Source organism: Pedobacter aquatilis, assembly GCF_032678425.1.
GTDB classification, from domain to species: Bacteria; Bacteroidota; Bacteroidia; order Sphingobacteriales; family Sphingobacteriaceae; genus Pedobacter; species Pedobacter aquatilis_B.
In genome coordinates this window covers 313,344-327,777 of record NZ_JAVTSG010000003.1, presented here as the reverse complement: position 1 = coordinate 327,777, position 14,434 = coordinate 313,344, and the positions used below count along the sequence as shown (strand labels likewise).

Sequence of the window (14,434 nt, the reverse complement as noted above, 5' to 3'; positions counted from 1 at the left end):
CTAGTGTGTTTTAACTTGTTGACTACGTTTTGCTAACACCGCTTTGTATTCTTTCGGGAATACCTTCACGAAATGATTTGATTGAGTTTTCCAATCACTTAAAATAAACTCAGCAACCTTACTGTCAGTCAATCGAATATGCGCTTTAAGTAATGCTAATATTCTTTCTTCGTCTTCAGCTTGAAGCGGGTCTAAATCCACCATTTCTTTATTACATTTTCTAGCAAATGTTTTATTAACATCATATATCCAAGCCACACCGCCACTCATACCTGCTGCAAAGTTACTTCCTGTATCGCCAAGTATTAAAACTTCGCCACCAGTCATGTATTCGCAACCGTGGTCGCCTACACCTTCTACAACTGCCGTAGCACCAGAGTTACGCACTGCGAACCTTTCGCCTGCTTTACCTCTTGCAAACAATTCTCCTGATGTAGCACCATAAAGCGCAACGTTACCAATAATAATATTCTGCTCCGGAACGAAGGTAGAATTTGAGAAGGGATAGATGGCCAAACGAGCACCTGATAAGCCTTTTCCAACGTAATCATTCGCTTCGCCTTCTAGCGATAAGGTTACCCCTTTTGTATTAAAAGCACCAAAACTCTGTCCGGCAGAGCCGATAAATTTAAAGTTAATGGTATCAGGCGGTAAGCCTGCGCTTAAATGTACTTTCGATATTTCATTAGATAACATCGTACCCAAAGAACGGTCGGTGTTTTTAACATTGAAACTTGCAAAAACCGGTTCGTTATGCTGTATCGCGGGTTGAGCTGCTGCAATCAACTGGTGATCTAAAACATGTGCTAAACCATGATCTTGTTCTTCAGTATTAAATAATGGCAATCCATTATCTTCTGCTTTGAAAAGAATAGCCGATAAATCCAAATACTTCAACTTCCAATCCTCTTCAGGTAATTCGCGAACTTTTAAAATGTCTGCTTGCCCAACCATTTCGTGAATGGTTCTGAAACCTAATTCAGCCATAATCTCACGCAATTCTTCCGCTAAGAAGTGGAATAGATTTACAACATGGTCTGCATCACCACTAAATAGTTTTCTTAATTCAGGGTCTTGCGTAGCTACACCAACCGGGCAAGTATTTAAATGACATTTACGCATCATAATACAACCTGCTGTAACTAAGGCAGCAGTAGCAACGCCCCACTCCTCAGCACCCAATAAAGCTGCAATGGCAATATCTCTACCGGTTTTTAACTGGCCATCCGTTTGTAAAACGATTCTGTTACGCAACCTGTTTTTAACTAATGTTTGATGTGCTTCTGCTAAACCTAATTCCCAGGGTAAACCTGCGTGTTGAATAGAAGTTAAAGGCGATGCACCCGTTCCGCCATCAAAACCTGAAACCAAAATTACATCGGCATGTGCTTTAGCCACACCGGCTGCAATTGTACCAACGCCAGCTTTAGAAACTAATTTCACATTGATTCTGGCCGCACGGTTTGCATTTTTTAAATCGTAAATCAGCTGTGCTAAATCTTCGATTGAATAAATATCATGGTGTGGCGGAGGTGAAATTAAACCAACACCCGGTGTAGAGTGACGAACTTTTGCAATCCAATCATCCACTTTATCGCCTGGTAATTGTCCACCCTCTCCAGGCTTAGCACCTTGAGCCATTTTAATCTGTAACTCATCGGCATTGGTTAAATAGTAACTTGTAACACCAAAACGTGCCGATGCAACTTGCTTAATTGCCGAACGCATACTGTCACCGTTTTCCATTTTAGTATAGCGCATTTCATCTTCACCACCCTCTCCGGTATTGCTTTTTCCGCCAATGCGATTCATCGCGATGGCTAAAGTTGAATGTGCTTCGTGAGAAATTGAACCGAAAGACATTGCGCCTGTTGCAAATCTTTTCAAAATTGATTCAGTAGATTCTACTTCACTCAATGAAACCGGAGTTCTGCTGTAATTAAATTCAAATAAGCCACGAATGGTGTAAGCCTGCTGCGTTTGCTCATTTACCAATTTCGAATATTGCTTAAATACATTGTAGTCATTTCTACGTGTTGCATTCTGCAATAAGTGAATGGTTTGTGGATTAAACAAGTGCGCTTCACCTTTTCTGCGGAATTTATAAGTTCCACCAGCTGGTAATAAGTTTTCGGTTTGTGTAGCCGGACCAAAACTGCGGTGGTGTTTAATTAAGGTTTCCTTAGCGATTTCATCTAATCCTAAACCGCCTACACGAGAAACAGCACCAGTAAAATAAGTATTAACAACTTGTTTATTTAAACCAAGGATTTCAAAAATCTGAGCACCCTGATAAGATTGTAATGTCGAGATACCCATCTTCGAGAAGATTTTAAGTAAACCCGCATTCACTGCATAAATATAATTCTTGGTTAATTTTTCTGCCGATAAACCTGATTCTTCCTGGAAACCATTAATCGTTTCTAATGCTAAATAAGGATTGATAGCCGTAACACCAAAACCAAGCAAAGTAGCAAAATGATGAACTTCCCAAATATCGCCTGCCTCGATAACAATACCAACTGCACCACGATAACCTTTGCGGATTAAATGGTGATGAACAGCAGAAACTGCCAATAAAGAAGGCATTGCGGCATGTTCTGAATCGATTGCTCTATCTGTTAACACGATTACCTGAAAACCATCTTCAACAGCATCGACCGCATAGCGGCAAAGCCTGTCTAAAGCTTTCGCCATTGCGCCAGGCTTACCATCGGCTCTAAAATAAGTTTGTAAGGTTTTAGCTTGAAAAACACCAGTATCAATACTTCTAAGTTTTTCTAACTCTTGATTAGTTAAAATCGGATGTTTAATGGCAACACAATGCGCTTGCTTAGGATTTTCATCCAACAAGTTTCCGTTGCTCCCCATAAAACTAGCCAAACTCATCACCACTTTTTCCCTAATCGGGTCGATTGGCGGATTGGTTACCTGCGCAAATAACTGCTTAAAGTAATTAGATAAATGCTGCGGACGTTTTGATAAAATCGCAAGCGGCGTATCTGTGCCCATCGAACCAATTGGCTCCTTAGCATCAATAGCCATTGGTTTTAATAGCAAATCGATATCTTCCCTGCTATAACCAAAAACCTGCTGATATTTAAAAATAGACTCATCAGATAAACCTGTAAACATTACACGCGGTTCTGGCAGCTCTTCCAGGCGGATTTGATATTGGTTAATCCAATCTGCATAAGGACTTTTTGTGCAAACCTGCGTTTTTATCTCATCATCGCTGATGATTCTGCCCTGCTCCATATCCACAACGAACATCTTGCCGGGTGTTAAACGACCTTTTTCGATAATGGTACTTTGGTCGATGGCTAATGCACCAGCTTCCGAACCCATAATTACACGATCATCAGAAGTGATTGCATAACGCGACGGACGTAAGCCGTTTCTATCTAATGTTGCACCGATTAACTTACCATCGGTAAAGGCAATCGCCGCCGGACCATCCCAAGGCTCCATTAATGTAGCATGAAACTCGTAGAAAGCTTTTTTCATTGGGTCCATATCTTCATTACCATCCCAGGCTTCTGGAACCAACATCATTAAAACATGCGGTAAAGTTCTGCCTGCATGAAGCAATAATTCGATAACGTTATCCAAACATCCCGAATCTGAGTTGGTTTCGTCGATTACCGGCAAAAGCATATCCAACTCTTCAGGTGTAAAATAGGCCGAAGCAAAAGATTTAACACCGGCCCTAAACCAGTTTAAGTTTCCTTGCAAGGTATTAATTTCTCCGTTGTGAGCAATAAAACGGAAAGGCTGAGCCAATCTCCACGATGGAAAAGTATTTGTAGCAAAACGTGAGTGTACCAGGCCCAAAGCCGAAACTACACGTTTATCAATTAAATCATTAAAATAGGTACGAACCTGTAGAGAAGTTAGCTGACCTTTATAAATAATAGTTTGTGCAGAAAGGGAAACAATGTAAAAATCCTTACCACCATGAACGGTATTTACAATTAGCTTAATCAGGTAATTCTTAAAGATGTAAAGCTTGCGCTCAAAATCAGCTCCAGGATTAACCGCGTAAGGACGAGCGATAAAGACCTGCTCAATTTCCGGTTCAACAGAAAGTGCCATGCTGCCAATATCAGTTGTATCAACATCAACCTTTCTGAAACCTAAAATTTCTAGTCCAAGCTTTTCTGCAGCCCGGTAAATAAGCTCTCTGCATTCTTCTCTCGAACGGATATCCTTTGGCATAAATAGCATACCCACACCGTAATTATTGGTTTCTGGTAGGCTAAAGCCAGCTTTAAGGCATTCATCGTAAAAAAATTCGTGAGGAATCTGAATCATTATCCCGGCACCATCGCCAGTATTTGGTTCTGCTCCACTTGCCCCTCTATGATCTAGATTCTCTAAAATAGTAAGTGCATCGGAGATGATTTGATGCGATTTCCTCCCTTTCACATGCGCAACAAACCCAATGCCGCAGGCATCGTGTTCAAATTGCACATCATACAATCCACTGTTTGGTTTCATTCTTTGCTCGTTAGTTGTTAGTGTATAGGAAACACTAAGTTAAAAAAAATGAATCACAAATTATATAGTTGATAGGATTTTTAGAATTATTTTAGTTGTTAAGTAAAAAAAGACTAATAGATTAAAACATTAATAATATATATAGATTAAAATTATTAATTTAATAATGATGGTTTTTCAGCAAAAACCCCCTTTTTCAACTAAATTCTTAGCTAAACCGATTTAATTTTAATTTTAAATATAAATTTATTATTTACAAATAAATACAATACTTAATGCTAATCCTTGAAAACCTAATAAAAAAGATTGAGCTACGCTAAACAGTTTGAGATTCTTTACCGCGGTCGGAATAACTTGCATATGAGGTTAGGGTAATGAAAACCTACCGATGTAAAATAAATCTGGAGTTAAATAGCCCCGACATTCGCGGAAATACTTTTTATTTGCAGCAACCTTTTATATTTTCCTGTGCTGAGTTTTAAAAAGATTGTAGCATTGGCGGGACAGAACCTAAGCCAAGAACCGCAAATTTTGCGCTTCTGATTAAAATGAAGTTAAATCATAGGCTTAGTCATTTAGAGCGAAGTTGAGAAACAGAGCGCTATGAAACTTAAAATGTATATCAGTTTATTACAATGTACATTATTTTACTACCTATTAAAACTTTATTAAATTACTAATCAGCGCAATAGCCATAATGACTAAAAAATTAAGAAAATGGGTTTTGCAAAACAACATCTTTTTCTACCTTTGTGCCGGGCAAGTCTTTTACGACCAGCTCCCTTTGAACTCCCCCAGGATGGGAACATAGCAAGGGTAGAAGGTTGTAGCGGTGCGATAGAAGTTGCTTGCCCATTTTTTTCTTTTCCCTTAATCCCCTGAAGGGGGAATTAAATTCTTCAGGGTTTAATCTTTCAAAACTCAAATATTTAAGAATTTATAAACATGAAATTTTTTATCGACACAGCAAATCTTGACCAGATTAAAGAAGCTCAGGATTTAGGTATTTTAGATGGCGTGACCACCAACCCTAGCTTAATGGCTAAAGAAGGTATTACAGGCGACCAAAATGTAATTAACCACTACAAAGCAATTTGCGATATCGTTGATGATAACGTAAGCGCAGAGGTTATCTCAACAACATACGACGAAATTATTAAAGAAGGTGAAGCTTTAGCAGCACTTAACCCGAAGATCGTTGTTAAAGTTCCGATGATTAAAGACGGCGTTAAGGCAATTAAATATTTCTCATCAAAAGGAATTAAGACCAATTGCACTTTAATCTTCTCAGCCGGACAAGCATTATTGGCAGCTAAAGCTGGTGCAACTTACGTTTCGCCATTCTTAGGTCGTTTAGATGATATTTCTAGCGATGGATTAGTTTTAATCGAAGACATCAGAACTATTTTCGACAACTACGGTTATGAAACTCAAATTTTAGCAGCATCAATCCGCGGACCATTACATATCGTAAACTGCGCAAAATTAGGCGCTGATGTAATTACAGCTCCATTGGCAGCGATTGTTGGTTTATTAAAACATCCATTAACGGATTCTGGCTTAGCAACTTTCTTAGCAGACCACGCTAAAGCAGCAGGTAAATAATTTTGAAAGCTCAAAGCTTAAAGACGAAAGCTTAAAGCTTAAAGAAGGTGCTTTTAAACTAAAAAGTCCTGAGTGATGAACTCAGGACTTTTCTTTTTATGAAATCTCGTCATTGCGAGGCACGAAGCAATCTCATTTATTATTCAATCGTTGATAAGACAAATTCTTAAATGACCAACTATCAAAAATCAATTTTCAACTCCAATAAAACAAATGAACCAGTAACAAATGAACTAATGACTAATGAACCAATTACCTCCCACCCATTATCTATCTTACATCATCCATTTTCCATCCTACGTATTCAGTACTTCCTTAACCTTATCATAAACAATCTGCTCATCAGGTTCAATTAAAATTCCCTTCACTCCTGCTCCGTTTGCGGCTTCAACATCGCGAGGCTTATCACCAATCATCACAGATAAAGCAGGGTCAATATCATACATATCAATTGCATCTAACAACATACCCGATTTCGGTTTACGACATTTACACTCGCCACCAACTGTTGGATGATGCGGACAATAATAAAAACCAGCTATATCTGCACCTTTAGCTACAAAAGCATTTCTGAGCATCTGGTGCATAATTGCCAATTCTTGCTCCGTATATCTTTTTAAAGCAATACCACCTTGATTTGTAATGACAATCAACAAATAGCCTTCATCGTAAAATTTCTTCAATACAGGTATTTGATAATCCAGAATTTTGAAGTCCTCAACACGACAGATGTAATCATATATTTCGTGATTTAACACACCATCACGATCTAAAAAAATAGCTTTATTCATTAGGAATTGCTTTATTGTAATTTGCTGGCAAAATAAGCGAAAATAACTCGAATAAGAAAGATTCGCAATTGTCATTCTGATTGCAGTCGAAGAACCTCTTTAAAATGATATTATTTTACTTTTTTGTCATTCTGAGCGTAGTCGAAGAACAACTCATCAACATGCATCACTAAACATTATAATTTTATCGTCCCAAAACCCTTCCTCTGGCATGCTGAGCGTAGTCGAAGAACCTACCTAATATTTAATCCCACTTTATGCCCCTTAACTGCAAAATAAAGGATGTACAAATAACAAGGCATCACGGTTACGAAATAAGCCAGCTGAAAATCTAACCCCAACTCATCCTTAATAAATGCATACAGCAAGGGCCAAATCGCCCCACCTGCAATCCCCATAACCATTATTGCCGAACCCGTCTTGGTAAACTTACCTAAATGACTTATCCCTAGTGGAAAAATAGCCGGCCACATCAGTGAATTGGCTAAACCTAATAATGCGATAAAAATTACGGACACATAACCCGAAGTTAAATAAGCAATTACAGTAAATAATAAACCTAAAATTGCACAAACACGCAAGGCAAATTGTTGGGAAATGAATTTCGGAATGGCAATAATACCGATGATGTAACCCACCAACATACCACCCAGAGTAAGTGAGGTAAAGTACTTACTAACGTCTGCACTGATGCCTAATGCCTTACCATAAACACCAATAATATCGCCCGCCATAACTTCAGCAGCCACATAAACGAAAATACAAAAAGCCCCTAAAAACAAATGAGGAAATTGAAATATGCTTTTATGCTGAACAACCTTACCCGCCTGCTCATCCACTACATCTTCCTCCACCTGAACTTCTGGTAGATTGGTAAATCGGATAACCGCCGCAAATATTGAAAAAACAATAGCTAAAACGAAATAAGGCGTATTCACCCGACCTAAAACATCATTTAACAATTGCTCTTTGGCTAATCCGGTAGCGACTTCGATCTTTTTCTCGATATCTGAAGCATTTTTTAGAAATAATGTTCCCATAATAAAGGGTACAATTATCCCGGCAAACTTATTACAGATGCCCGCAATGCTGATTCTCTTTGCCGCACTTTCTATCGGACCAATTATAGTTAAATAAGGATTTGAAGCCGTTTGCAGTAATGCTAAAGCAGCACCTTGCACAAATATTCCGGTTAAGAAAAGTCCAAATGTGCGGCTTTTCGCTGCGGGTATAAAAAGTAACGAACCTAGCGCAAGTATAAATAAACCCAAAATAATTCCATTTTTAAATCCTACTTTTTTTAGTATCCAGGATGACGGCAGCGCAAGAAAAAAATAGGCCATATAGGAGGCAAACGTAACCAGGAAAGCCTGAATATCCGACAAACCAAATGAAAGCTTAAAGAAAGGAATAAGCGTTCCATTAGCCCAGGTTACAAAACCGAAGATAAAAAACAGCGCACAAATAACAACTAGCGGCTTCGGCCCTTTATTTTGACCGTAATTCAAAGTATCTGACATAAAATTTTGTTTGGTTTGATTGATTTTGCCAAACTAAACAATAATTTCAATATTTTTCACATCAAACGTTTGTGTAATTTTAAAATCACCACGAATTATCACCAAAACAAGCTACATTGAAGTATACAATCCTAGAAAACACAATAAAACCAATTAAATTTATCGCTCAAAATTCCATAAATAGTTATAAAATTTAATTTTAGCATCGCACGCAAACTTTTGTTCAATGATTAAATTATAGCCAAAAACATTATGTTCATCACCAATTCAGGCTAAAAACAATTAATCTTTCTCTAAATCAACCGAATAGAACATTTGAAGATATTTTATTTGCAGGAAATACCTAAGAACCCTATATTTGCACCACTTTAAAGGAAACGGTTAAACGAAAACTTTAAATTGATTCCGTAGCTCAGCTGGTAGAGCATTACACTTTTAATGTAGTGGTCCTGGGTTCGAATCCCAGCGGGATCACAAAAAGCCTTCAACGAAAGTTGGAGGCTTTTTTGTTTTAAGGGGCTCAAACCTATTCTCGAACAAGTTGAATATCGCTCTATACATAAAAACTAATACACCCAAACTTTTACAGCTGGCCTTTGTTGTAAATTCTTTAAAACGTAAATATGAAATTTAACTATAGAAATGCAGTTCTGGCGGCAACGTTAGCAATCATTGTAGTGAGTTTACAAAGCTGCAGCGTATCTATTCCAAAAGGCGCAACTGCTGTAAAGCCATTTCAAAAAGATAAGTACATTGGTAAGTGGTATGAAATTGCTAGAATGGATTTCAAATTTGAAAAGGACTTAAATAACGTTACTGCGACATACACTGAAAAAGAGGATGGTACCATAAAAGTGGATAACCGCGGGTATAATTACGTAAAGAATGAATGGAAGCAAAGTATTGGTAAAGCCAAATTTGTTAAAGGCGCTGATGAAGCACGCTTGAAGGTTTCATTTTTTGGTCCCTTTTATGCGGGATATAATGTTATCGAAATTGACCCGAATTATAAATATGCATTAGTTGTCGGAAACAACCTGGATTACCTTTGGATTCTTTCCCGCACGAAAACTATTCCTGAAACTGTAAAAAATACTTATTTAAAAAAGGCAAAAGCACTTGGTTATAAAACCGAAGAATTGGTATGGACGAAGCACGATAAAGAATAAAATCAATTTAACAATTGCGTATCCCCCACAAAACATATTTGTCATTCCGAGTTTCGAGGAATCTATAGGTTAAATGAGGTAGAATAAGTTTTAGTATTTGGAAAAGATAACAAATGCGAATAATAAAACATTCGAGATGCCTTCTCAGAACATCTCGAATAGCTGGTTGACGTAAAATAACTATCAATTATTTTAAATTCGTTTTGAAGAAGTTATCCAGTTTTTCAAAAGGAATTACCTCCACTTTATCATACAAATCAACATGAACTGCATTCGGAATAATCATTAATTCTTTCGGTTCTGCAGCCATTTTGTAAATATCTTCAGAAAAATATTTAGAGTGTGCATTTTCTCCTGCAATCAACAACATTGGTCTTGGAGAAATTTCTTTCACATAGCTTAAAATTGGCATATTCATAAATGAAATCGGATTGGTCAGCAGCCACGCTCCGTTTGAATTTAATGAACGTTCGTGGAAACCTCTTGGCGTTCTATAATAATCAAAATATTCTTTTACAAATTGTGGTTCGCGTCCGGTTAATTTTTCCGGTAAGTTTCTGCTTCCATTTGCTGGACTTCCGGCTTCAGCATCTTTCCAACGTTGCTGGCTCAAATCTTCTAGTGTTTTTGTTCTCTGGTCAAGCGTCACAACGTCGTTGTAACCTTTAGACATTACTCTTGTCATGTCGTACAAACTTGTGGTCGCAACGGCTTTCACACGTTTATCGACAGCAGTTGCATTTAAGGCAAAACCACCAAAACCACAGATTCCAATAATGCCGATTCTGTTTCTGTCCACATTTTTCTGCAACCCTAAGAAATCAATCGCAGCGCTGAAATCTTCTGTATTGATTTCCGGCGATGCTAAATTTCTTGGTTCACCGCTGCTTTCTCCCGTGTAAGATGGGTCAAAGGCGATAACAGCAAAACCTCTTTCTGCCATTTGACTGGCGTATAAACCTGATGATTGTTCTTTCACCGCACCAAAAGGACCGCTGATTGCCAATGCTGCTAATTTCTCACTACCCGCATTTTTTGGCAGATATAAATCTCCTGATAATGTTATTCCGTAACGGTTTTTAAAGCTAACTTTTTGTCGGGTTACTTTATCGCTTAATTTGAATGTATAATGTTCTGCTGCTTCCATTTTTTTTGAGTTTGATTTTTTGCCTTGTGCTGATAACTGACCTATCGACAATGTCACTATAGCCATAATTATTGCAAATTTTTTCATTTTATTTTTCGGTATTAACTTGATTAAATTCTTCATCCGTAACTGGTTTTAACCAGGTAACCTGTACATTATCTTTGAAATTAGTGATTGCAATGTGTGTCATAGAAGTTTTTGCTGATGCACCATGCCAATGTTCTACATTTTCTGGTATGTTTACGACATCACCTTTTTTGATAATTTTTGCAGGTTTTCCCTTTTCCTGATAAAAACCAATGCCTTCGGTTACAATCAAAACCTGTCCTTTCGGATGCGTGTGCCAATTGGTTCTTGCTCCAATTTCAAATGTGACTGCTCCCGCAGAAAATTCGTTGTTTTTATCATTTGCTACTAAAGGAGACAGAAATGCCTCACCTGTAAACCAATCCCCCGGTAATCTATCCCCTTTTGGAAAAAGAGCTGTTGAATTTTCGTGTTTCATATTTTCTTGATTTTTATTATTTGTATTACAACCTGTAATCATTAATCCAATGAAGGATATTGCGATTATTTTATTAAAATTTTTCATAAATTATTGAGTTAAAACTTACATTACGATTATGTTGTCGCGGTTTTTAGTTCAACTCGTTTATCAAATATTGCCCTGGTTAGCATCGTTAAAACTGCTAATATCCCAAAGCCGGCTCCCACCCATGGAATGGAGGAAATTCCAATATTTGCAATAAACCATCCACCAACAATGGTTCCTGTTGAAACACCCAGATTTCCGAATGATGACTGAAGGCTGTTGGCGAATTCCGGTGCTTCCGGTGCGGCGTCAATCATATAAGAAATGGCAGTTAAAAATGCCGGGCCGTACATCATCCCCCAAATTCCGACAACAAAAAGCTGTACATAAAAATTTTCACCCGAGACCTGTAAAATCACTGGTAATAATATAGTTCCCAATAAAAAGAATGCGGTGGTGAGCACAATATTTTTAGATAACAATCTTCCCGCTAACCAATTGGATACAACTCCGGCTATGCCGAAAAGTAAGAGCATATAACTTACTTGTTGTCCGCTCATCATTTTCACCTTTCCCAAATAATCTGCAAAATAACTGTAGGTTGAAAACCAGGCCGAAATCAACAGTACGTTGAATACAATACTGATAATGAACCGAGGCTTTTTTAGAATTAACAACTGGCTTCCATAGGATAGTTTTTCTTTTACCGGCATCGATGGAATGAAGGTAAAAATACCAGCCAGCGCTAGGAGTGAAATAATTCCCTGAATTACAAAACTGATTTGCCAACCGTAAAGACTCGACATATAGGTTGAAAATGGAATGACGGTTACTTGTGCCAATGCAATTCCGCCGATTACAACCCCCATTAATTTATGTTGTTCTTCTTTTGATGCAGAACGGATAATTGTTCCAACTGCTGCTGAGAAAAATACAGGTTGTAAGATTGCCGGGAAAATTCGAAATACGACTAAAAGCCAGAAAGGTGGTGCAAATGCAGAAATAATATTAGAAATCAGAAAAAGAGAAATTGCCCAAAGCATCATCTTTTTTTTATCGATTCCAGCAGTTAAAAGAACGAGAAATGGCCCTATGAGGAAGATTGTTAATGCAAACGCACTCAGTAATAAGCCTGCGGTATCAATCCCGATATTATAGTACGAAGCGACTTGTGGTAAAACGCCGATAATTCCAAACTCGGTACTGATGATACTTACTGCGCCCAGACAACCTGCATAAGCCATTTTCTTAATTCCAATTCCGCTGTTTTTACTTTCCATATAACCGCTCCTAATTATGGAGCAAAGTTACTTTCGGATAGCTTTTAGATTATAACGATTATCAAACCAAAAGTTAAGAAATTCAAACTTCCACTAAACGAAAAGCCTTCGGATTGGTTTCTGTCTGTTTTTTGAAAAAATTATTAAAGTATGTTGGATAATCGAACCCAAGTGAATAAGCAATTTCGGAAATGCTCCAGTCTGTATGTTGCAACAGTGCTTTTGCTTCTGTGATGATGCGCTCAGTAATGTGCGTAGTGGTAGATTTTCCGGTGATTTCCTTTACAGCACGATTCAGATAATTAATGTGAACGTTCAGATATTGAGCGTAATTTTGCGCAGTTTTCAATTTTAAAGGTGTGTCAGTCGTCTCAATTGGGAACTGCCTTTCCAATAGTTCTAGGAAAACTGAAGCTAATCTGGAAGAAGCATTTTTATTTTGTTCGAAATTTTCTTCGGGTTCGAGCTTTAAAGATTCGTGAATAATTAAACTGATGTAGTTTCTAATCAATTCATCTTTATACACATAATCACTTTCCTGTTCCGCAATCATTTTTTGGAAAATCGTATTGAGAAAAGTTCTCTGTTCTTCAGTGATTTTCAAAACCGGTGTTCCGCCAATTTTAAAGAATGAAGATTGCTGTAAACTCTCCGAACGTTCAGAATTTTTAAAGAAATCTTCCGAAAAAAGAATGGTATAACCAACGTAAGTTGTTGAGATTGTTTCCCAGGAATACGGAATATGCGGGTTTCCGAAAAAGAGAATGGTTCCTTCCTGTTCAAAAGTTTTATCTGAATAATGAATCTTGCTTCTACCAGTGGTCAGACAGATTTTATAGAATTCTTTTCTGCTGTATGTACGAGTATCACCACTGTCTTGTTCAATCTGAAACGCCTTAAATCCCTGAAGTTTTAGTTCATTATTAAATTCCGAAACAACTCTTGCAATCTTTTCCATTTTTCAAAATTAAGAAATTCAAACTTAATGAAATTGAATTTCATAGAAATTAAATTAAAAAAGCTATCTAAAAAAGAAAGCTTTTAATAGTTCTGCTATTCGACATGTTTTGAAAAGGCATCTCAAATTAAAAGTAAAGCGAATTTTTAACCTCCGCAATTGCCATTGACTCATCATCCATCCTAACCTTATTACCTATCCATAAGCTAATGCTTACTGCTTGGGTATTGCTTGCAGTTCCGATAGAACGCAGTTTAACTATAGTACTATCGGATATTAATCGGATAGCAACGCAATAGGACACGGCTAGAGCATAACTATGAACCCAATATTTCATACTTAACAGATGAGTTAAAAATAGCATGGTGAAACCTATAAAAGTGCTGGTTGAGTTTAAAGGGATGCCTTAGATAAGACGAAAAACATAGCCAATCATATAGTTCAATAGCTAATAAAAAGCTAAAGATTTTCAGGTTCCATCGTATAGGCTTTGTTGCACCTTGTAGGGACCTTGTTCGAGACTTCTTCGAAAAACAGGTACTTTTTTCGAACAAGCTTCGAAGGAGCTCCGAACAAAGTGCATCCTCCTTATACAAAAAACCTTGCTTGTATTGATTTAGAAATTAAAATGCATTACCGACAACATTCGGCCAAATCAAGCCAGGCCAATCTAAATTGGCTCATTGGTATTATTTTCGAACTATATTTGTTTCTTAAGCGAGGCATCGTAATTAACAATGTTAATAATCCACAAAATCAATATGAAAGAAACAACAAAATTAAAAAACCATCAAAGAAAGATGATAAGGATAAAACAACCATAAGGAGTATGAATTATTTTTTCTCGATATTGACTTTGTAACAAAATAGTTATAATTTTCAGAAACTAAACTAAAAAAAATGTCAGAGAAATTTAACCTATTCGCCGGCGT

Annotated in this window: 10 protein-coding genes, 1 tRNA gene and 1 other RNA gene; 4 read left to right on the top strand and 8 right to left on the bottom strand. The window is 37.3% G+C overall.

The window, feature by feature from the left end:
- Positions 1 to 4,500: a glutamate synthase large subunit gene (gltB, locus tag R2Q16_RS11395; RefSeq protein WP_316737151.1), complete on the bottom strand. Its 4,500-nt coding sequence runs from the start codon at positions 4,498 to 4,500 to the stop codon at positions 1 to 3.
- 757 nt (positions 4,501 to 5,257) lie between these two features.
- On the opposite strand from gltB, the gene ffs reads away from it, so the two are divergent.
- Positions 5,258 to 5,357, top strand: an RNA gene (gene ffs / locus R2Q16_RS11390) — signal recognition particle sRNA small type.
- A gap of 88 nt (positions 5,358 to 5,445) precedes the next feature.
- Positions 5,446 to 6,105 carry a fructose-6-phosphate aldolase gene (fsa, locus tag R2Q16_RS11385; protein WP_316737150.1) on the top strand — a complete coding sequence of 220 codons (660 nt, stop codon included), beginning with the start codon at positions 5,446 to 5,448 and terminating at the stop codon, positions 6,103 to 6,105.
- 296 nt (positions 6,106 to 6,401) lie between these two features.
- On the opposite strand, the gene R2Q16_RS11380 is transcribed toward fsa, so the two are convergent.
- Both R2Q16_RS11380 and R2Q16_RS11375 read right to left on the bottom strand, forming a co-directional pair.
- Positions 6,402 to 6,896: an HAD family hydrolase gene (locus R2Q16_RS11380; RefSeq protein ID WP_316737149.1), complete on the bottom strand. Its 495-nt coding sequence runs from the start codon at positions 6,894 to 6,896 to the stop codon at positions 6,402 to 6,404.
- 233 nt (positions 6,897 to 7,129) lie between these two features.
- On the bottom strand, positions 7,130 to 8,416 hold the full coding sequence (locus tag R2Q16_RS11375) for a sugar MFS transporter (RefSeq protein ID WP_316737148.1): 1,287 nt from the start codon (positions 8,414 to 8,416) through the stop codon (positions 7,130 to 7,132).
- A 401-nt stretch (positions 8,417 to 8,817) separates the two neighbouring features.
- Here R2Q16_RS11375 and R2Q16_RS11370 point away from each other — a divergent pair.
- Positions 8,818 to 8,890: transfer RNA gene (locus tag R2Q16_RS11370), tRNA-Lys, on the top strand.
- Positions 8,891 to 9,039: 149 nt separating this feature from the next.
- Positions 9,040 to 9,585 carry a lipocalin family protein gene (locus R2Q16_RS11365; protein WP_316737147.1) on the top strand — a complete coding sequence of 182 codons (546 nt, stop codon included), beginning with the start codon at positions 9,040 to 9,042 and terminating at the stop codon, positions 9,583 to 9,585.
- Positions 9,586 to 9,772: 187 nt separating this feature from the next.
- Here the strand turns inward: R2Q16_RS11365 and R2Q16_RS11360 are convergent, their stop codons facing one another.
- The 5 genes from R2Q16_RS11360 to R2Q16_RS11340 all read right to left on the bottom strand — a co-directional run bounded on the left by R2Q16_RS11360 (position 9,773) and on the right by R2Q16_RS11340 (position 13,839).
- Positions 9,773 to 10,819 (bottom strand): alpha/beta hydrolase, encoded by a 1,047-nt coding sequence (locus R2Q16_RS11360; protein ID WP_316737146.1) that lies wholly within the window; start codon positions 10,817 to 10,819, stop codon positions 9,773 to 9,775.
- Between the two features lies 1 nt (position 10,820).
- Positions 10,821 to 11,324, bottom strand: coding sequence for a cupin domain-containing protein (locus R2Q16_RS11355; RefSeq protein ID WP_316737145.1), 504 nt, complete (start codon positions 11,322 to 11,324; stop codon positions 10,821 to 10,823).
- Between the two features lie 29 nt (positions 11,325 to 11,353).
- Entirely contained in the window at positions 11,354 to 12,544 is a 1,191-nt protein-coding gene (locus tag R2Q16_RS11350) for an MFS transporter (protein WP_316737144.1), read from the bottom strand.
- Positions 12,545 to 12,626: 82 nt separating this feature from the next.
- On the bottom strand, positions 12,627 to 13,502 hold the full coding sequence (locus R2Q16_RS11345; protein ID WP_316737143.1) for a helix-turn-helix domain-containing protein: 876 nt from the start codon (positions 13,500 to 13,502) through the stop codon (positions 12,627 to 12,629).
- A 127-nt stretch (positions 13,503 to 13,629) separates the two neighbouring features.
- Positions 13,630 to 13,839: a hypothetical protein gene (locus tag R2Q16_RS11340; RefSeq protein WP_316737140.1), complete on the bottom strand. Its 210-nt coding sequence runs from the start codon at positions 13,837 to 13,839 to the stop codon at positions 13,630 to 13,632.
- Positions 13,840 to 14,434 lie beyond the last annotated feature (595 nt).